The following is an 18,230-nucleotide window of genomic DNA, read 5'->3' as shown; positions in this document are numbered from 1 at the left end:
CCCGACACCGGCTACCCCAACGTGCAGATCAGGAACGACGTCACGGGGCGGTGCATGCGTGCGATGAGCTCCAGCTCGGTCGAGATGAAGTCCTGCGACTCCAAGGACCCCTACGAGATCTGGGCGATGACGGACAGCCCGGTCGGCTACCAGTTCTTCAACTTCGGCGTGCGGTCCTGCCTGGACGAAGGAAATGGGCGCCCCTACCTCTTCCACGAAGAGGGCTGCAACCCCGGCAACCGTTACCAGGGCTGGGCGCTGCTCTAGACCAGCGTTCTCCTCCGGCGGGACGTCTGACCCGCGCGAGCCGTCCGACCGGTGACCAAGCCTGCCGGGAACGCCTCGGGCAAGCGGGAACAAGGACTTGAGGTCTTTGTTCCCGCACGCCCGTCCGGTGCATCATCACCTGGGGGGAGAGGTCATGGGATCCCACGACGTGCCTCCGCCCCAGGAGGGGGCGCGCATTCCATAAGCGGTCTCGCATACCGGTGCCGTAGTGCTCGGTGACCCGGCATCCGTGCGGATGCCGTGTGCCAGCCGCCGGTGAGAACGTGGTCCGCTCAGGTCAGCGGGTTGTCCACGACGTTGCCGAGGTACTTGTGGAATCCGCTGGACCCCTGTCCCTTGGTGGAGGAGGTCTCCACCTGGAAGAACTTGATGTCGGCCTGCTGGTTCCAGGACAGGTTGTTGAACACGGTGTAGTGGCCGCAGCCGCTCTTGCCCACGATGTGCGGGCTGCCGTACTGCTGCCTGCCGTCCGTACCGGTGACGATGATCCGGATCTGCCCGGCGACCAGGTCCTTGCCGCACGGGAAGGTGACGGACATGGCGCCGTTGAGGGTCTTCTTGCCCCAGGTGAAGGTGCCGCTGCCGCAGGCGTACGTACCGCAGGCGTCGCTGCGGCCGGTCGCGGCCGCTGCCGGGCTCGCCTGGACGAGCACTCCCGCCAGCGCGGCGAGTCCGGCCGTACCGGTTACGGCCAGCCTGCGGACGGTGGTCTTGCGCATGAGTAACCCCCTGTTGTGGCGATGATGCCGATGGTGCGGTCAACAGGAAAGGCTAGGGACGCCATGATCACACCACATTCAGCGGGGGGTTGAACTCAGCCTCCACCTTCGGCGGCAGTACGGGTAAACCCTCGCGGTACATGTCGTCAGGGTCGTACTGGAGTATCGGCGCCGACGGGCTCGCTGAGACGAACACCCGACGGCCCAGTTGCTTGGACAGCGGGGGATCCCAGTCGGGATCCCCAACCGCTGCCCCACCGTGAAGGCAACTCGTGCGGGTCGAGGGCCGCCGGGGTGGCGTGGTCGATGGAGCGGCGAAAGTCCTACGTCCCCATCGCGTCGAGGGCGTCGGTCGCGTGGTGGGGCATGAAGCAGGTGATGAGGCTCGCCGCGGGCGAGGCACCGGCCACGCCCCAGAAGTCGATCGTGGTCTTGGGGCGTGGGTCGACGCCGGAAAGCCGATCGGCCCCGCCGCGATCCCGGCGGCTCGGTTTCTCGGATGCGGGCAGCGGTCATTCCCCGCTCGCCAGCATGCATACCATTGCAGGAACGGCCTCCAGGCCAGGCTTCCAGGTCGCCCACCAGGGGAGATGCCGCCGGGTCGCCTGGTTCCGCGAGGACGCGGAGCCGTCGGGTGCGGGGGAGGCATAACGAAACGGGGGGTGCGGCATGCATCGGCGGGCGCTACTGGGTCGCGATACGGAGCGTCGCACGCTGGCTGCCCTGGTCGAGCAGGGGGCCGCCGGTTCGGGCGGCGCGATGGTGATCACCGGCGCGCCGGGGATCGGCAAGTCGGCGCTGGTCGCGGAGGCCGCGGGTGCGGCAGCACGCGGCGGGTTTCGGGTGATCACCGCTGTGGGGGTCCAGTCGGAGGAAGACCTGCCCTGTGCCGGCCTGCACCAGCTGGTTCACCAACTGCGGGACGGAATAGACGACTTGCCGGGACGCCAGCGCACCGCGCTGCTCGCGGCCGTCGGGCTCGTCGACGAGGCCGTGCCCGATCTGTACCTCGTCGGCTTGGCCGCGCTGACCCTGCTGACGGACGCGGCGGCGAAGGCGCCACTGCTGGTGGTCGTCGAGGACGCCCACTGGATGGACCGTGCCAGCCTCGATGTGCTCGGGTTCGTGGCGCGGCGGATCGAGTCCGACCCCCTCGTTCTGGTCGCCGTCACCCGGCGCCTCGACGACCGCCTCAGCAGTGCCGGCCTGCCTGCGCTGCACCTGGGCCCGCTGACGGACGAGGTATCGGGTGAGGTGCTGGACGCGGTCGCCCCCGGACTGGGACAGCAGGTCAGACGGCGGCTGTTGGAGGAGGCCGCGGGGAACCCGCTGGCGCTGACCGAGCTGCCGGTCGCGCTGCAGTCGGTCGGCGGGGCGTACGCGCTCAACCCGGGTCCGCTGCCGCTGACCGCGCGGCTGGAGCGGACGTTCACGGCACGGGTCTCCCGCCTGCCTGCCGACACCCGTGCGGTCCTGCTCCTGTCGGCTCTCAACGGTGACGGGACGATGGACGAATGCCTCGCCGCGGCGAGGCGGATGCTCGGGACGGCGGTCGACGTCGGTGCTTTCCAGGCAGCGATCGACGCGGGCCTGGTGGAGGCCCAGGGGCCGGCTTTCAGGCACCCCCTCATCCGCTCGGCGCTGCACCACGCCGCCACCGCCGCGGAACGCCAGGCCGCGCACGCCGCGCTGGCCGCCGCGCTCCAGGGGCAGCCCGATCGGCAGGCGTGGCACCGTGCCGCCGCCACCGCCGGTCTCGACGAGCGAGTGGCACGGGATCTGGACTCCACTGCCGGCAGAGCCCTCAGGCGAGCCGGTGTCGCCGCAGCCCTTGCCGCGCTGAGGCGGGCGGCGGAGCTGACGAAGGACCCCTCCGCGCGGGCGGACCGGCTGCTCCGGGCGGCGGAGCTCGCACTGGAGTCGGGCCAAGGAGACGTCGCGACGCATCTGCTGACCCAGGCGCGCTCACTGGACCTTTCGGTCCGGGACCAAGGCCGCGCCGCCTGGGTCAGCATCGCCCTGGCCGAGGGGACGCGGGGCGAGGGCGCCGCGACCGCCGAGCTGGCCGAGCTGGCGGTCGAGATCGCCGCCGGCGGCGAGTCGACACTGGGGCTGCGCATGCTGTGGAGCGCGGTCCTGCAGTGCTTCTGGGGAGAGCCGGGCCCGGCCGCCCGTGAGCGGGTCGCCGCCGCTGCCGACCGGATGCCCGTACCCGCTGACAACGCCGACCTGGTCGCTCTGCGGGCGTACTCGGCGCCGGTCGAGTGTGGGGAAGGGGTCATGGAGGGCCTGGCGGGTCAGCTCGAGCGCTCGTCGGAGAACGCGGAGGGGGACCAGCTCCTGGGTGCCGCCGCCGTGACGGTGGGCGCTCCCGCCCTGGCGAGCCGGTTGGCGGCGAGGTCGCTGGACGCCCTGCGAGCACAGGGCAGGCTGTCGATGCTGGCCCGCGCCCTCTGCGTCCAGGCGGGGAGCGCCGCACGGCTGGGTGACGTGCGCGCCGGTTCCCTCGCCGCGGAGGAGGCCGCGTCGCTTGCCCGCGAGACCGGTCAGCCTCTTGTGGCCGCGATGGTGAACGCCATCCGCGCACAGCTGGCCGCCGTCAGCGGCGACCCGGCGGCAGAGGCATGGGCGGCCGAAGCCGAACGCGAGGCCCTTCCCAGCGGAAGGCGCCCGGTGCTGGCCATCATGCAGATGGCCCGCGGGCAGGCGGCACTCTGCCAGGGCCGTTACGGCGACGCGTTCGGCCACCTGCACCGCGTCTTCGACCCGGCCGACCCTGCCTTCCACTCCTGGCTGCGCTTCTACGCGGTCGCGGAGCTGGTCGAGGCGGCGGTGCGCAGCGATTCCGCGGGGGTGGCACGCGACATCGTGCGGGAGCTGACCCCGCTCGGGGAATCGACGTCTTCGCCCGCCCTGCTCTGCGGGTTGCGACTGGGCCGGGCCCTGCTGAGCCCGCAGGATGCCGCCGAGCCGCTGTACAGGGCGGCCCTCGACGCCGTCCCCGCGGACTGGCCGTTCGAGGGGGCGCGGGCGCGCCTCGCCCTGGGCGAGTGGCTGCGGCGTCACCGGCGGCCCGCGGAGTCCCGCGTCGTCCTGCAGGCCGCACGCGAGATCTTCGACGCCCTCGGCGCGTCGGCATGGGCGGAGCGGGCACGGCAGGAACTGCGCGCCGCGGGCGCGTCGTCCCCGCGCCAGGATCCGGCCGCGGTCGACCGGCTGACCTCGACCGAGCTGCATGTCGCCCAGCTCGCCGCGCAGGGTCTGACGAACCGGGAGATCGGCGAGCGGTTGTACGTCTCGCCCCGGACGGTGAGCACCCATCTCCAGCGGATGTTCCCCAAACTGGGGGTCACGTCCCGAGGCGAACTCGCGTCGGTGCTCGGCGGCACGACGACGTACCCCGAGAGCGCAGCGTCATGACGTACGCGGAAGACGCAGCAGCATGACGTACGTCGAAGCCGTAATCCGACGGACGCGGTCCGACCTGCTTGATTCCTAGGTTTGTGCCATGCCCGGTGCGCACACGGCGGACGGGCGGGAAGGCACACCATGGGAACCATCACCGTCGGCACCGAGGGCTCGACCGGCATCGATCTCTACTACGAGGACCACGGGTCCGGGCAGCCGGTCGTCCTGATCCACGGTTACCCGCTGGACGGGCAGTCGTGGGAGAAGCAGACCGATGCGCTAGTCAAGGCCGGCTACCGCGTCATCACCTACGACCGCCGCGGCTTCGGCCGGTCGAGCAAGACCATGACGGGCTACGACTACGACACCTTCGCCGCCGACCTGGACACCGTACTGACGCAGCTGGACCTGCGTGACGTGGTTCTCGTCGGGTTCTCGATGGGCTCGGGCGAGGTCGCCCGCTACCTCGGCGTCCACGGCTCGGAGCGGGTGGCGAAGGCGGCGTTCCTCGGTTCGCTCCAACCGTTCCTGTTGCAGACGCCGGACAACCCCACCGGTGTGCCGCAGAGCGTCTTCGACGGCATCGCGGAGCAGGCGGAGGCCGACCGCTACGCGTGGTACGAAAGCTTCTTCGTCGACTTCTTCAACACCGACGAAACGCTCGGGTCGCGGCTCAGCGAGGCCGCGCTGCGGGCGAACTGGGCCACCGCCATCGCCTCGGCGCCCAGGGCGGCCTACGCGTGCGTCCCGGCGTGGCTGACGGACTTCCGGGCCGACGTGGAGCGCATCGACGTACCGTCGCTGATCCTGCACGGGACCGCCGACCGCATCCTGCCGATCGACGCCACGGCCCGCGAGTTCCGCCGCCGCCTGCCCGACGCGCGGTACGTCGAGATCGACGGCGCTCCGCACGGGCTGCTGCTCACCCACGCGGCCGAGGTCAACGCCGCCCTGCTCGACTTCCTCGCCGCCTGAGAGCCGGCGCCCGTCACGAAAGGACCGCACTGCTGTGCCGGTTGTCAACAACCCTCTGCCCGAGCGCGACCGCGAGACCGCGGGTGCGGCGCTGCAGGCGACCCTGGCCGACCTTCTCGACCTGTCCCTGGTAGCCAAGCAGGCCCACTGGAACGTGTACGGCCCGCGCTTCCGCTCGGTTCACGCCCAGCTCGACGAGGCCGCCACCGTCGCCCGCAACCACGCAGACACGGTGGCCGAGCGCGCGGCAGCCCTGGGCGTCAGCCCGGACGGACGGGCCGGGACCATTGCGGGAACCAGTGGCGTGCCCGCCCTTCCGCCGGGCTGGACCAAGGACAGCGACGCCGTCGAAGCCTTGGTGTACGCGCTCTCTGCCGTGACCGAAAGGCTGCGTGAGCGCATCGTCGCGATGGGCCCGGTGGACGTCGTCACCGAGGATCTCCTCGTCGGACTGACGGCCGAACTCGAGAAGCAGAGCTGGATGTTCCAGGCGGAGAACCGGGCCTGATCAGAGGCCAGAGCCCCACAGTTGTCGTCCGAAGTGGAGAAGAGCATGGGTGTCGAGGGAACGAGCACAGACCGATTCGAACCGGTACGAGCGGTGCTGGCAGCGCACCTCGAAACAGGCGAGGAGTTGGGGGCGTCCATCGCCGTCGATGTGGACGGAGTCATGGAAGTCGATCTGTGGGGTGGCCACGCGGACGAAGCACGGACCGTTCCGTGGCGCCGGGACACGTTGGTGAGTATGTGGTCGACCACGAAAACCCTCACCAATCTCGCGGCTCTCATCCTCGTCGACCGGGGCGCGCTGAATCTGCACCGCCCGGTCGCGCACTACTGGCCCGAGTTCGCCGCCCAGGGAAAGGAGCACATCGAGGTGCGCCACGTCCTGGCTCACACCTCGGGACTCTCCGGCTGGGAGCAGCCCTTCTCCATGGAGGATCTCTACGATCGGCCTACCGCGAGTGCCCGGCTGGCCGCGCAGGCACCCTGGTGGGAGCCGGGCTCCGCTTCGGGCTACCACGTGCAGACCCAAGGGCAACTGGTGGGAGAGCTTGTCCGGCGGGCCAGCGGCCGTACCCTGACGGAGCTCGTCGCCACCGAGATCGCCGAACCGACGCAGGCCGACGTCCAGATCGGCGCGCGACGGGCCGACTGGCCGCGTATCGCCGACCTGGTGGCCCCCTCGCAGCCAGTCGGTATACCCACGGGTCTCGATCCCGAGGGGATCTTCACCAGGACGCTGCTCGGGAGCCCCGCACGTGACGAGCACGTCGACACCCCGCAGTGGCGCTCCGCCGAACTCGGAGCCATCAACGGACACGGCAACGCCCGAGGCCTGGCCCGAGCGCTCTCCGTCATCTCGCGGCGCGGCCAGGTCAACGGCCGCCGGCTTCTCTCGGAGGAGACGGTGGACAAGGTGTTCGACGTACAGGCCGACGGAATCGACCTGTTCCTGGGCGTTCCCGTGCGCTGGGGCATGGGCTACGCGCTCGCCGATCCGAGGACCATGCCGCACATGCCCACCGGGAGAATCTGCTTCTGGGTCGGCCGGGGCGGTTCGATCGTCATGATGGACCTCGACCGGCGCGTCACGTTCGCGTACACGATGAACCGGGTGGGCGACGGGCTCCTCGGCTCGGAGCGCACGCACAGCTACCTCAGGCATGTCTACGAAGTCCTGGAGCGCACCGGCTGAGGGCAATCGTCCCGACGATTGAGGGCTACGGCACACCTCGGCCATGGGCTCGATCACGTCGGGAAACCGCTCCCGCGGCACGTCACACCGCCCTCCCTGTCCACGAACGAGCAGCCCGCCGGCGGCTGAACCGCCCGGACGCCCCCTCGGTAGGACAGCACGACGGCGCTCCTCGCCCGGTGAACGGGCGAGGCCGAAGCCTCAGGACCACCCTCGGGCCGCAGCCCGGCAGCCGCTCTCCGGGGCACTGTCGGCTGCCGCCTACCAGCGCTCCGATCCGCGCTGCTCACATGGCGCAGACGGACGCACGCCAACCAGGTACCGGCGAAGCGAGCCGGGCCCCATTTTTCTCGACGCACGCCGCTGCATCGCCTTTCGGTCCGTCGAGCACCATCCATCGAACCAACGAACAAGAGGGATGTCACACATGCGCAACACCCGCCTCGTCCGTCCGGGCAGCAGATCCGCGCTGCTCGCTGTCACCGCGGCCGTAGGACTGTCCGTCACCGCCGTCACCCTGCCCGCTGCGGCCGACGCTACGCCCCACCACCCCGTACGTCCGACGATCGTGCTGGAACACGGAGCGTTCGCCGACGCCGCGAGCTGGGACGGTGTCGTCGCCCGGCTGCAGCGTGCGGGCTACCCGGTGGTGTCCGCCGCCAACCCGCTGCGTGGTCCGGCGACCGATGCCGCCTACCTGCGCAGCGTCCTCGACCACATCGACGGACCCGTGGTCTTGGTCGGTCACTCCTACGGCGGCACTGTCATCAGCCAGGCCGCCACAGGTCTCGAGGGCAAAGTAAAGGCACTGGTCTACATCGCGGCGTTCCTGCCGGACGAAGGTGAGAGCTCGATCGGGCTGACGGACAAGTTCCCCGGCAGCACCCTCGGCCAGGCCGTCGAGTCCGTCAACTACGTCCTGCCCGACGGTGATCAGGGCGCGGACGTGTACATCAAGCCGGAGAAGTTCCGCAGCCAGTTCGCCGCAGACGTGCCGAAAGACAAGGCCAGGCTCATGGCTGCAGGGCAGCGTCCGATCGCTGCCGCCGCGCTGGAGGAGAAGTCCACCCAGGCCGCCTGGAAGACGATCCCCTCCTGGTCGCTGGTGACCACGCAGGACCACAACATCCCCTTGGCTGCCCAGCGCTTCATGTCAGCCCGCGCCCATGCCCGCATGACGACCATCGACGCGTCACACGCGGTATCCGTATCCCGCCCCGAGGCCGTCACCCGCATCGTCGAGCAGGCGGCCCGCACGGTCCGATGACCGAGAGCCCCGCCCTGTCGCTCCTCGCGCATCACCGCACAGCGGGTCTGATGCAGGTTCCGGTGACAGGTCAAGAGAGTCACCCGCTCGGCGCTGTCTGCGCCCGGGTCCAGGCCCGCCACATGGGCCGCGAGGTGTACGCGGGTGACTGCTCAAGGACATAGCCATGCTGGAGACCAGCGTGCTGCACGAGCCGCCTCTTTACCGGCAGCGACTGGTCGCGCCATCTGCGTCGCAGCTGTGTTGACCTACCCGGTGAACCGCGCGGCCACGTACAGCATGAAGCCGTCCAGGGCGCTGTCCTCGGTTGCGGTGTTGTCGTACATGCCCGTCACACGGAAGCCGTGGTTGGCGAGGTAGTACTCCACTTCCATGGAAAAAGGAGCCGGAGGCGCACAAAGTCCTGCTGGTCAGGCTGGCCGGGGAAGGACCAGATGCGCTGACGGGACAGGAGTTGACGGCGGCGGTCGAGATGGTAGGTGGCACTGGCCGTGGCCTGGAAGGAAGGTGTATTGATCACGAAGCGGGCTGGCATGCCGTGCCCGTCGAGGTCGCCGATGGCGTTGGGCAGGTGCAGGTGCAGGTGCAGGAAGAGCATGGTGCCTGGCGCGGCGTGGGCGGCGAACGTCGCCATGGCACTGTCAATGTCCTGGGGAGTATGCAGATTTGCGGGGGCCCAGCCGACGCACGTGATGACGTCGAAGGTCGTACCGAGCCGGAACGCCCGCATGTCACCGGTCTGGAAGTCGATGCCGGGCCGGCGGTCGCGCGCGTAGGCGATCATGTTGGGCTGGAAGTCGATACCGGTACAGCAGGTTCCCTGGCCTGCGAAGTATCCCAGGTCGCGGCCGGTGCCGCAGCCGATGTCCAACAGCGTCCTGGGTGTACCGCCGAACAGCGCTGCGCACATGCGGGGGATCTCGTGGCCGGATCCGTCGTAGATCTTCTCGTACAACTCGGGGTCGTCGTAGAGCATGTTCTTCAGGCTGGCTTCCATGCAGCCCTTTCCTTCGGCTACTGCCGTGCCGTGGTGACGACTTCGTCGACGAGGGAGGCGGAATCTACGAGGTGCCCGGCAGCTTCGAACACATGGTGCAGTTGTTGAGCAGGGAGGTACGGATCGACCGAGTGCACGACATCGCCTTCCATGGCACTGGGCGGATGGCCTTCCGCCTCCAGCCAGTCCCTGCCCCACTGTCCGTGCTCAGCCGCGTCCTCCACCGCGGCGTCCAGGTCCATGACGGTCTGCCGGTAGATCCCCACAGTGTCCTCCCTTTACATGGCTCAGCCTGCCGCAGTGATCTCGAACCGGCGGGCGTGACCTGTGGATGGTCCTTGGCCGTTTCCCGGGCTAGGTATTCGCCTTCGAAGAGGGGCTCGCTCGGAATGAGGCCATCCACAGTCGCAAAAGGCCTTTCACAGGTGCGCATTGTGCACCCGTCGGCGTCGTGAGGCGGTGAACGGGGCCCCTGCACGCGGGTTGGCCGTCAGGTAGCCGGAGGGACTTGCCTTCGGCTACCTCCTATCCAGCGCTCTGTTCCTCAAATTCACGGCTCACGGTTGAGGATGTGGGCGGAAGGCCGCCGCTGCGTGAGGAGGCAGCGCTGGTCTCGGTGATGGTCGTGGTCGTGAACCCGAGGCGGTCGATGAACGGCCGGAAGAATCCGGGGGCCGCCGCGACGAGCGCATGGGTGCGGCACGCGGTGATCGTCTGTGCCCGACGTTCGATGCCTGACACGATGCTGCGCACGGCCTTGTCGACGGTGCACATCCGCCACAGTCCTCGTTCGTTTCCGCCCCACAGGAGCCGACCTGCCGGGTCTGCGTGGATCGCGTCCAGCATCGGCGTTTTCAGGAACGTGGGGTGCAGGGTCCCGACACCAACGCCGAGGTGCCGCACTTCCAGACGGATGCTGTTGCACATCGCCCAGATTCCGGCCTTGCTGGCCGTGTAGGGGGCCTGGAGCGGGGAGTGCACGAAGGCCGCCATGGAGGAAGTGGCCAGCAGATAGCCGCATTGTTTGCCTGGGTGGTGTCGCTTGGCGCTCCGAGTGGTCGGTGGCGACCTACTGAGCTTGAAAGGGTGATGTCGGTGCCGATCATCCAGTCGACGCGCGCGTGTTGGTGCGGTCACTGTAGTGACCTACGACGGGCGCCGGGCCGGGGGGGGGGCTGGCCGACACGGAGACACGCGGCAGTGGTGACGGCCGCGGGCCGTGGACGATTTCAATCTCCAGCCTCGGGGCCTCAGGGGAATCCACCTGAATTCGGCCCCAGTCTCCGACGAGCGCGAACTCCCCGGCAGTCCAGGTGAACTCGTCGATGGCGCCGTAGTCGATCTCCCCGCTCGCGTCCCGGGCTGGCGGAGTGCCCTGGTCAGTCCAGGTGAGGGCGTGGACGGCGTCGAAACAGTGTAGAGCTGGACGGAAGCAGGACCGATCGTCTCCCAGCGGCGGACCGAAGTTGGGATGCCCTGGATCGAGCAGGAGGTCCAGCCTGAACACCAGCTTTCCCGGGCGGGCTTCGATCCCCAGCACGTAGCTGCTCTCGAGGTGGATCTTCTCGAAGTTCGGCAGGCTGCGATAGTCCGCCAGCATCCGGAGACCTCCCTATGCCTACACCGTTCTCCGACGACGCCACGCTACCCATGCCCATCCCGGCCGCCCAGGATCGCGCGCCGGGCGGAGGACGTGGCGTGTGTGGTGCTGACGAACCGCCAGGAGCAGAACCGCCGGGCCCGAGCCCACTAGATGGAGCACGCCGTGGCTTTGACCGAAGGTAGCTCTCCGTCCTGGTTCACCAGGCCCGACCAGCGGTCAGCTCCTCTGCCTCCGCTTCCGTGAACTCGTATGCCGACGCGACGAAGCAGAACTCGTCACAGATCCACTCCCGCGCCACCGTCTCGATTTCGCTTCCGGCCGCCACGAACTCGCTGTCCAGCAGGTTGAACTCCTCCGTCGCGGCCTGGGTGAGTGCATACAAGCTCTCCAGGTTTGACGGCCGCTCGGCCTCGATACGCTCGCACAGCCGCAGCAGGACCGCCTTTGCCTGGTCGACCACGTGATCAGGAAAATACGAGTCGTCGTACATCTGCCGCAGGAACGCATGTCCCACAATCTGCTGGTTTGTGATCGGCATGGCACTTCCCTACCTCCGCGAAAAGCTGACGCGCCGATCATGCACAGCACCACTGACAGCGGCGTCCCCATGGATGCCAGACCTCACGCGAGCTGGACTTTCACAACAGGCCCTAGCTCCACATAGGGGAGCGGCTGCTCTGCGGGTCGCCACCTCCAGTCGTTCCCGTGGCGGGCGGACCACGAAGATCCATCTCGCGGCAGACAGCCGATGCCGGCCCCTGGCGCTCGTCCCCACGCCCGGGCAGGCCGGTGACGCGCCTGCGTCCCCCTGGGCATGGCTCGCTTACGGGTGCTGCGGCTGATCGGTCGGCCCCGGACCACTAGCCTCCAGCAGGTGAGCCGTAGCGGGTCTTGAGTCGCGAGCACGAGGACCGGCCGCAGTACCGATGTTGGGCCGGCGGGAACGCCCCGGGCGGTCGGGTGTCCGCGTACTCATTGAAGTGCTCCGCCAGGTACGGATGAACGTGCTCAGCCCGACGTCGAGCAACATGGGGGCACGCAAAGTCTCGAGTCACCGAGGGTGCGACAATCTGGCTGTGTCTGAGGAGCTGTCGCGCTGGTATGGGGGCCGCTTGGTCGTGGGGCCGTTCAGGCCGTTCGAGACCAGTGAGCTGGAAAGTCTCGAACGGGAGGTCGGGCTGCCTCTGCCGGCCTCGTACCGCTCGTTCCTTGAAGCAGCGGGCGGGGCGAGCTTCCCGTACTCAGTCCGCCTGTCGGCTTGTGAGCCGGAGCCGTTCCAGAGCTTCGACGACCTATATCAGCTCGGGCCTGACGATGACGGCGAATACGGCTGGGGCACCTTGCTGGGCGAGTACCGCCGAAGCCGTGATGGGCAGCTTGCCGATGAGGTCTCGCTGGCCGGCCTTCTCCCGATCGCTCGCAACGGCGGCAGCGACACTCTGTTCCTGGACCTGAACCCGGCCACCCATGGACAGCTCCACGCCTTCGTCCATGGCATTCCTCACCCCGGATACTTGTCGACGGGGGTTTTCACTAGAGTCGCCGCCGACTTCAAGGGCTACCTCGACATGCTCGTCGTCGACCCGGACCTGGCGGCCGATACCTGGGCCGACGCCAACGAGAGCGACGTCACCGATCCCTGGCGGCGGACCGTCGAGGAATGGCTGGACAAAGAACTGCCCGACTGGCGTGATGAGCCGTGGGCAGTGGTCTGACCTCCCCGGCGGTGTAGTTGATCAAGGTTGAGGCGCCGAGCATCTTTCGGCTGGGGTGGGGTACGTCTGGACGATTGCGTTATTCCCCAGGGGTAAGTTCACGTAGTTCGCCAGGTGCTGGGCCTGGAGGGGCTAGCTTGCGCCGGGTAGTCCCAGGGCGGTCAAGAGGGCTGAGGAGAGCTGTTCCGCGAATGGAGCCGACCCGGTGAGCGTCTGCCGGATGGTCTCCTCGTCGGGTGTCAGTCCGGCGGCGGCCGACCAGGCGAGTGCGCCGGCGACGGCGGGCTCGATGGGGAAGTGTTCCAGAGGGATCTCGTAGCTCTTCGCCGTCTCGCGGTTGAGCAGGCCCTCCCAGCTACTGCCGTCCGGCGTGAGGGCCTCGACGAAACCGACGTCGCTGTCGAGGAAGGACACCATGACGGCCGGTGTCCCTGTGCTCTGGACGAGGTTCGCCAGGCTGCGCCGTCCGGCGTCGGCGAAGTCCGTCACCTGCCAGCCCTCCGCCAACGCCTGCGTGTCTTCAAGGCCCGTGAACCCAGCTGCTCGCATGAGCTGGTGCAGTTCCCCGGTGGACCGGGTCGTCAATGTTCCGCCTGAGTTTCCCATGGTCAGGAAGCTAGCGGATGCCTCTGACAAGCCCGTTCGCGCGCGACCTCCGACGGCCGTGGGAGTGGCCGGCGGAACCGAACAGGCTCACCCCGGCTTGAGTGAGGCGGGGGTTCAGGAACGTGTGGGCGAAGACGGGCACGCCGACCGGTGCACCGAAACCCACCTGGCCCGGCCCTGGCCGCCCGCTCGGTTCGAAGAACCGACCCCCCGCGCCTCGCCGGACGGCGGATGGTGGGCAAGAAGGGGTTGGGGATAGACCTGCGTCGATCGTTGCCCCAGCACTGCTGCCCCGGTCGGCGCGGCGCAGGACGGGCCACAACCAGCGCAGCCGTTCTGCGGCCGTGCGCATGGCTGCGGGCAGAAGCCTGGCCCTTGAGGAGTCCGGCGGTCGTGTGTGCTTCCAGCTGGCGGCGCGGTTGATGTCAGTGGGCTCTAGCGTCGGCGCACCGTCGGCGAAGTGGGAACGCACCGGCCGGCCCCTGCTGGACACCGTAGGTCGGCTGCGGCAACGACCCGGCCGGGCTTGCGGCGCACGCACGCGGAGAAGCAGTACGGCGAGCCGCGCCGAGATGGATCGAGTTGGCCGACCTGGACCGGACAGGTGAGAGTTGCTCCCGGTGTCGATGATGGCGCCGTTGAAAGCGAGCCGGTCAATGATGGCGGCGCGGCCAGAGCGATCGGTGAGGGTCGACGTCCAGATGCCGAACGACTCGCTGGAGCGGTGCGGCAATGTTGTTCTCCTCGCGCCCGGTCAAGTGGGTGGTGTTGTGGCGGCGCTTCGATGCTGCGCAGTCCCGCCCCCCATCCGTCCCCGCCAGCTCACGTCCTCCAGGCCGCTGGGCAACATGCCGGCCAGGCCCGCGCTTCGCCGCAACTTCTAGGCACGCGTCGTCAGCTGCTTCACGTCGCAATGGACCACATCCTTCAGGCGCCAGCTCCGCGACCTCGACCGTGTCCCCGTCCTGGGTACGGATGGTATGCGTCAGCACCAGGCTGGCCTCCACGCACCCGTGGCCGCAGGCCACGTTGTAGAGCAGCGTGAGTGCCGCCAGCTCCTTCCCCCAGGTAGCGCCGGCGATCCGCTCCGGATTCGCTGCCGCCGGGCGCCGCCACTCCTCCCATGGCTCCATCCCCACCGGACCGGCGGTTCGTACGGGGCGGCCGGGGTCGGCCGCTGTCGCTGTGCCCAAGAACAGCGGCCGGCCGGGGGCTCGAGGGGGGCGAACGGGACGGCAACCATTCCCGGTTCTGTGGCAACTGCGGAGTAGACCGCTCCTGGCGGGTGCCCCCGCGTACATACAGATTGGGACAACACGCATGACTGAGCTGCACGGCCACGGCAAGGCCCGGCACCGCAGAAAGAAGACGGCCCTGCTGTCAGGGATCGCACTGGCGCTGGCCGCCGCAGGCGCCATGGCCTACGGCACGGCCTTCGGGGTGTTCGGCGAGGACGTGCAGCCGAAGGCCGCGGCGGCGGCGCCGAGCGCGGCCGCCTACCCGGTCCCCGGGAGGGTCACCGGCGACGTCGTCGTCCACGATCCGACCATGCTCCGCGCGCCCGGCGGGCGCTACCTGCTCCAGTCCAGCCACGGCTACCTGGAGTCCCGCACCTCCACGGACCGCATCGCCTTCGGCCGTAACGGCAACGCTTTCTCCTCGACGCCGCGTTGGTGGTCTCGCTACTCGGCCGAGAACGATCCGTGGGCACCCGACCTCTCCTATCACGGGGGCAAGTACCTGATGTACTACGCCGTCTCCGGCTTCGGGTCCAAGACCTCCGCGATCGGCCTCGCCACGTCCACGACCGGGACACCGGGCAGCTGGAAGGATCAGGGCATCGTCTACTCCTCCACGTCCAGCAGCGACTACAACGCCATCGACCCCGACCTTTTCGTCGACGACGACGGTAAGTGGTGGCTGGCCTTCGGCTCGCACTGGAGCGGGATCAAGATGATCCGCCTCGACCCGAAGACCGGCAAGCGGTACGCGGGGGACACCACCCGCCACTCCCTCGCCGCCCGCTCCACGGGGACGAGGGCGGTGGAAGCCCCGACCGTCGTGAAGCGAAACGGCTACTACTACCTGTTCGCCTCCTACGACGCTTGCTGCAGCGGTACCACTTCCACGTACAAGATCAAGGTGGGGCGGGCCACCCGCCCCACCGGGCCCTACTACGACCGCAACGGCGTCGCGATGAACAAGGACGGCGGCACCGTCGTCATGGCGTCCCAGGGATCCGTGATCGGTCCCGGCGGGCAGGACATCATGTCCGACACTGACGGAGACCTGCTCGTCTACCACTACTACGATGGCAGGGACCACGGGGCTCCCAAGCTCGGCCTCAACCGGCTGAACTGGGACAGTGGCTGGCCCACCGCCCACTGACCAGGATTCGCGGAAGAGACGCTTCGAGCCGCACGCTGCTTGCGGCGTCCCGGGCGACAGTTGCGCCAGCAGCAGTCGTCCGCGGAAGTCGCAGGCCGCGTGTCGCACCGCCGTATCTCCGCAGGACTGGCGGCGCTTCCGTCTCACGAGGTGACCGGTAGGTGCTCCTGGGTGCATTTCTTGAGCGGGATGCGCCCAGGGCGAGGCGCAGGACGACCGGTTGATCGCAGAGGCGTTCGCGGGCCCAGAGGCTCCTCTCAGGGTGCCAGAGGTAAGGAGCCGCGTCGGCGCCGGCAGCGCAGATCCTGGTCGAACGTGTCCTGGGGGGACATCCGGTCGCACGCCGTAGTCGAACTGGGCTTATACGGCCGGAAAGCCCGTAAGTTGTTCCGCTGCTGCCATAGGGAAAGGGACGGAGACGCGGATCTCGCCGGGGCTCCAGCAGGAACGGCACCACCCCGCACCACGCCTTGGCACATACCAAAACGAGGTGTGCCGGGCCTTCGCGGGGCGGGGCACGACGTGTTGGTGAAGTCCCGCAGTCGCCAGATCGTCGCCGCCGCCGGGAATCTCGCCGGTGACCGCAATAAAACCGCGGCTGCGCTCGCCGCCGCGCAGCAGAAGGGCGCCGTGCGGTGGAGGCAGTAGGCAGGTTGCCCGCCGATCACGGCGGGCGGTGTCTCAGCCTGGTCGTTCCCCCGCGCGCACCAGGCCGGTCTCGTAGGCGATGACAACCAGCTGGGCGCGGTCGCGGGCTCCTAGTTTGGCCATGGCGCGGTTGGCGTGGGTCTTGACGGTGATGGGGGTGACGAAGAGGTGTGCGGCGATCTCGTCGTTTGCCAGGCCGGAGCCCACCAGGGTGAGCACCTCTCGTTCCCGGGGGGTCAGAGTGGCAAGTCGTGTGGTGTCGACGAGGTCGCCGGGGGAGGGCTGGGCGAGGACGCGGGAGATGAGGCCTTTGGTGGCCGCGGGGGAGAGCAGCGCCTCTCCGGCGGCCACCAGGCGGATGGCGTCGAGTAGTTGCGCCGGTTCGACTCCCTTGCCCAGGAAGCCGCTCGCTCCGGCCCGCAGGGACTCGATGACCAGGTCGTCCTCCTCGAAGGTGGTCAGGACGAGGACCTTCACTCCGGCCAGGTCCTCGTCCTGGGCGATCAGCCGGGTCGCCGCGATACCGTCGACTTCGGGCATCCGGATGTCCATGACCACCACATCGGCGTGCTCGGTCCGGGCCAGTTGCGCCGCCTGGCGCCCGTTGGAGGCCTCAGCGACGACCTCCATGTCCGGCTGGGCGTCGATGAGCAGCCGGAAGGTGCCGCGGAGCAGAGCCTGGTCGTCGGCGAGAAGGACGCGAATGGGCATGAGTGGCCTTTCCTCACGGGGCGTCAGACAGGGTGGGGGCGAGCGAGAAGGGCAGTTCGGCGACGACCTGGAAGCCGCCCTCCGGCGGGAGCCCGGCGGTGACGGTACCGCCGATGGCGACGGCCCGTTCGCGCATGCCGATCAGACCGTGACCGGTGCCCGCGCCCTTGGGCGCGCCGGGGCGCCCGTCGTCCTTCACGGTGACGCCGAGCGTGTGCACGCCGTACGCGAGGATGATCTCGGCCCGGGTGGCCGAGGCGTGCTTGTGGGTGTTGGTGAGGGCTTCCTGGATGATCCGGTAGGCGGTCAGCTCGGTGGCTGGCGCCAGCGGCGTAGGATCCCCGGTCCGGGACACGCACACGAGCAGCCCGCTCGCCTGGAACCCGCCTACGAGACCATCGAGATCAGCCAGGCGCGGGATGGGGGCACGCGAGTCGGGCGCGTCGTCGGGCTGGCGCAACAGGCCGACGGTGGCACGCAGTTCGTCGAGTGCGGCGCGGCTGTTGTCCTTGATGTGGGCGAGCGCCTCGTAGGCCTGGTCGGGGTTGGCGCGCATGAGATGGTGCGCCACACCGGCCTGGGCGTTGACGAGGGTGATGTGGTGGGCGACGACGTCGTGCAGATCGCGCGCGATGCGCACGCGTTCCTCGGTGACCCGGCGACGGGACTCCACTTCCTGCATGCGCTCGGCATGCTCCGCACGTGCCCTGGCCGCCGCGAGGTTCTCGCGGCGGCTACGGACGGCGCGGCCCAGTGTGGTGGCTCCGATCGCGAAGTCCAACCGCAGCAGACTGTCCCCTGCCACCACGGACTCTCCGTGGGTGGCGGCGTACACACCTGCGATCGCCACGGCCGCGGCCGTCCCGACCGTCCACGCGGTGCGCCGGCCGCCGAGGAGAGCGAGGGTGTACAGGGCGATCAGGCTCGCCGCCGGGGTCGGCGCGATGTGCGAGGCGACGGCCATCAGCGTGAGGTCGCCCGCCACCGTGAACAGGGCGACGGCCAGCGGCCAGCGGCTCCGGAAGGCCAGGGGCATGCAGGACAGTGCTGTCCATGTGACCTCGTGCCACCGGGGCTCGTGCCAGCCGTCCTGACCGACGGCGGTCGCCGCCGCGGCAATCACGACCAGAGGCGCCGCGGGCAGAGCGTCTGTGATGCGGTCATGACGGGCCAGCCACTGTCGCCACACCATGGGCAGTTCCATTC

Annotated in this window: 18 protein-coding genes and 2 pseudogenes; 10 read left to right on the top strand and 10 right to left on the bottom strand. The window is 69.0% G+C overall.

Going from position 1 to position 18,230, the window contains the following annotated elements; translation table 11 throughout:
* Positions 1-267 (top strand): hypothetical protein (locus ABZ404_RS31520; RefSeq protein ID WP_358991131.1); only part of this gene is annotated, 267 nt, incomplete at its 5' end.
* A 293-nt stretch (positions 268-560) separates the two neighbouring features.
* On the opposite strand, the gene ABZ404_RS31515 is transcribed toward ABZ404_RS31520, so the two are convergent.
* Positions 561-1,007 carry a hypothetical protein gene (locus ABZ404_RS31515; protein ID WP_358832153.1) on the bottom strand — a complete coding sequence of 149 codons (447 nt, stop codon included), beginning with the start codon at positions 1,005-1,007 and terminating at the stop codon, positions 561-563.
* 669 nt (positions 1,008-1,676) lie between these two features.
* Here ABZ404_RS31515 and ABZ404_RS31510 point away from each other — a divergent pair.
* From ABZ404_RS31510 to ABZ404_RS31490, 5 genes are all read left to right on the top strand, one after another.
* Positions 1,677-4,427, top strand: coding sequence for an AAA family ATPase (locus ABZ404_RS31510; RefSeq protein WP_358832154.1), 2,751 nt, complete (start codon positions 1,677-1,679; stop codon positions 4,425-4,427).
* Between the two features lie 129 nt (positions 4,428-4,556).
* Positions 4,557-5,390, top strand: a complete 834-nt coding sequence (locus ABZ404_RS31505) for an alpha/beta hydrolase (protein WP_358832155.1) — start codon at positions 4,557-4,559, stop codon at positions 5,388-5,390.
* Between the two features lie 34 nt (positions 5,391-5,424).
* Positions 5,425-5,898, top strand: coding sequence for a DNA starvation/stationary phase protection protein (locus tag ABZ404_RS31500; protein ID WP_358832156.1), 474 nt, complete (start codon positions 5,425-5,427; stop codon positions 5,896-5,898).
* 45 nt (positions 5,899-5,943) lie between these two features.
* Positions 5,944-7,089: a serine hydrolase domain-containing protein gene (locus ABZ404_RS31495; RefSeq protein WP_358832157.1), complete on the top strand. Its 1,146-nt coding sequence runs from the start codon at positions 5,944-5,946 to the stop codon at positions 7,087-7,089.
* A 427-nt stretch (positions 7,090-7,516) separates the two neighbouring features.
* Positions 7,517-8,356 (top strand): alpha/beta hydrolase, encoded by an 840-nt coding sequence (locus ABZ404_RS31490; RefSeq protein WP_358832158.1) that lies wholly within the window; start codon positions 7,517-7,519, stop codon positions 8,354-8,356.
* 248 nt (positions 8,357-8,604) lie between these two features.
* Here ABZ404_RS31490 and ABZ404_RS31485 read toward each other — a convergent pair whose 3' ends face one another.
* The 6 genes from ABZ404_RS31485 to ABZ404_RS31460 form a co-directional block, all read right to left on the bottom strand.
* Positions 8,605-8,730, bottom strand: coding sequence for a hypothetical protein (locus ABZ404_RS31485; protein ID WP_358832159.1), 126 nt, complete (start codon positions 8,728-8,730; stop codon positions 8,605-8,607).
* The gene (locus ABZ404_RS31480) at positions 8,688-9,353 is read right to left on the bottom strand and encodes a class I SAM-dependent methyltransferase (RefSeq protein ID WP_358832160.1); all 666 of its coding nucleotides are present in this window, start codon (positions 9,351-9,353) and stop codon (positions 8,688-8,690) included. The genes ABZ404_RS31485 and ABZ404_RS31480 overlap by 43 nt, the downstream gene beginning before the upstream one ends.
* Positions 9,354-9,370: 17 nt before the next feature.
* Entirely contained in the window at positions 9,371-9,619 is a 249-nt protein-coding gene (locus ABZ404_RS31475; protein ID WP_358832161.1) for a hypothetical protein, read from the bottom strand.
* Between the two features lie 259 nt (positions 9,620-9,878).
* Positions 9,879-10,490 (bottom strand): SDR family NAD(P)-dependent oxidoreductase, encoded by a 612-nt coding sequence (locus ABZ404_RS31470; protein WP_358832162.1) that lies wholly within the window; start codon positions 10,488-10,490, stop codon positions 9,879-9,881.
* Positions 10,456-10,953, bottom strand: a complete 498-nt coding sequence (locus tag ABZ404_RS31465; protein WP_358832163.1) for a hypothetical protein — start codon at positions 10,951-10,953, stop codon at positions 10,456-10,458. Before ABZ404_RS31465 ends, ABZ404_RS31470 begins: the two co-directional genes overlap by 35 nt.
* A 199-nt stretch (positions 10,954-11,152) precedes the next feature.
* Complete coding sequence (locus tag ABZ404_RS31460) at positions 11,153-11,494, bottom strand: DUF5713 family protein (protein ID WP_358832164.1); 342 nt, start codon at positions 11,492-11,494, stop codon at positions 11,153-11,155.
* 160 nt (positions 11,495-11,654) lie between these two features.
* On the opposite strand from ABZ404_RS31460, the pseudogene ABZ404_RS31455 reads away from it, so the two are divergent.
* Both ABZ404_RS31455 and ABZ404_RS31450 read left to right on the top strand, forming a co-directional pair.
* Positions 11,655-11,741: pseudogene (locus ABZ404_RS31455) on the top strand (IS5/IS1182 family transposase); the annotation flags it as partial.
* Between the two features lie 291 nt (positions 11,742-12,032).
* Positions 12,033-12,671, top strand: a complete 639-nt coding sequence (locus tag ABZ404_RS31450; protein ID WP_358832165.1) for an SMI1/KNR4 family protein — start codon at positions 12,033-12,035, stop codon at positions 12,669-12,671.
* 132 nt (positions 12,672-12,803) lie between these two features.
* Here ABZ404_RS31450 and ABZ404_RS31445 read toward each other — a convergent pair whose 3' ends face one another.
* Complete coding sequence (locus ABZ404_RS31445; RefSeq protein WP_358991128.1) at positions 12,804-13,220, bottom strand: hypothetical protein; 417 nt, start codon at positions 13,218-13,220, stop codon at positions 12,804-12,806.
* A gap of 95 nt (positions 13,221-13,315) precedes the next feature.
* Here ABZ404_RS31445 and ABZ404_RS31440 point away from each other — a divergent pair.
* Positions 13,316-13,498 (top strand): annotated as a pseudogene (locus tag ABZ404_RS31440) (transposase); the annotation flags it as partial.
* 1,099 nt (positions 13,499-14,597) lie between these two features.
* On the top strand, positions 14,598-15,665 hold the full coding sequence (locus ABZ404_RS31435; protein ID WP_358832287.1) for an arabinan endo-1,5-alpha-L-arabinosidase: 1,068 nt from the start codon (positions 14,598-14,600) through the stop codon (positions 15,663-15,665).
* A gap of 681 nt (positions 15,666-16,346) precedes the next feature.
* Here the strand turns inward: ABZ404_RS31435 and ABZ404_RS31430 are convergent.
* Both ABZ404_RS31430 and ABZ404_RS31425 read right to left on the bottom strand, forming a co-directional pair.
* A complete protein-coding gene (locus ABZ404_RS31430) occupies positions 16,347-17,024 on the bottom strand; it encodes a response regulator transcription factor (RefSeq protein WP_358832288.1) in 678 nt (225 codons plus the stop codon).
* 13 nt (positions 17,025-17,037) lie between these two features.
* A complete protein-coding gene (locus ABZ404_RS31425) occupies positions 17,038-18,228 on the bottom strand; it encodes a histidine kinase (protein ID WP_358832289.1) in 1,191 nt (396 codons plus the stop codon).
* Between the last annotated feature and the right edge of the window lie 2 nt (positions 18,229-18,230).

The sequence above is a fragment of the Streptomyces sp. NPDC005878 genome, from assembly GCF_040629815.1.
Lineage (GTDB): Bacteria > Actinomycetota > Actinomycetes > Streptomycetales > Streptomycetaceae > Streptomyces.
This window is presented reverse-complemented; position numbering and strand designations above follow the sequence as displayed.

Excerpts from the sequence above, each read along its gene's own strand:
- ABZ404_RS31515 (WP_358832153.1), bottom strand. The coding sequence starts at position 1,007 with ATGCGCAAGACCACCGTCCGCAGGCTGGCCGTAACCGGTACGGCCGGA.
- ABZ404_RS31510 (WP_358832154.1), top strand. The coding sequence starts at position 1,677 with ATGCATCGGCGGGCGCTACTGGGTCGCGATACGGAGCGTCGCACGCTG.
- ABZ404_RS31505 (WP_358832155.1), top strand. The coding sequence starts at position 4,557 with ATGGGAACCATCACCGTCGGCACCGAGGGCTCGACCGGCATCGATCTC.
- ABZ404_RS31495 (WP_358832157.1), top strand. The coding sequence starts at position 5,944 with ATGGGTGTCGAGGGAACGAGCACAGACCGATTCGAACCGGTACGAGCG.
- ABZ404_RS31490 (WP_358832158.1), top strand. The coding sequence starts at position 7,517 with ATGCGCAACACCCGCCTCGTCCGTCCGGGCAGCAGATCCGCGCTGCTC.
- ABZ404_RS31485 (WP_358832159.1), bottom strand. The coding sequence starts at position 8,730 with ATGGAAGTGGAGTACTACCTCGCCAACCACGGCTTCCGTGTGACGGGC.
- ABZ404_RS31480 (WP_358832160.1), bottom strand. The coding sequence starts at position 9,353 with ATGGAAGCCAGCCTGAAGAACATGCTCTACGACGACCCCGAGTTGTAC.
- ABZ404_RS31465 (WP_358832163.1), bottom strand. The coding sequence starts at position 10,953 with ATGCTGGCGGACTATCGCAGCCTGCCGAACTTCGAGAAGATCCACCTC.
- ABZ404_RS31460 (WP_358832164.1), bottom strand. The coding sequence starts at position 11,494 with ATGCCGATCACAAACCAGCAGATTGTGGGACATGCGTTCCTGCGGCAG.
- ABZ404_RS31445 (WP_358991128.1), bottom strand. The coding sequence starts at position 13,220 with ATGCGAGCAGCTGGGTTCACGGGCCTTGAAGACACGCAGGCGTTGGCG.
- ABZ404_RS31435 (WP_358832287.1), top strand. The coding sequence starts at position 14,598 with ATGACTGAGCTGCACGGCCACGGCAAGGCCCGGCACCGCAGAAAGAAG.
- ABZ404_RS31430 (WP_358832288.1), bottom strand. The coding sequence starts at position 17,024 with ATGCCCATTCGCGTCCTTCTCGCCGACGACCAGGCTCTGCTCCGCGGC.
- ABZ404_RS31425 (WP_358832289.1), bottom strand. The coding sequence starts at position 18,228 with ATGGAACTGCCCATGGTGTGGCGACAGTGGCTGGCCCGTCATGACCGC.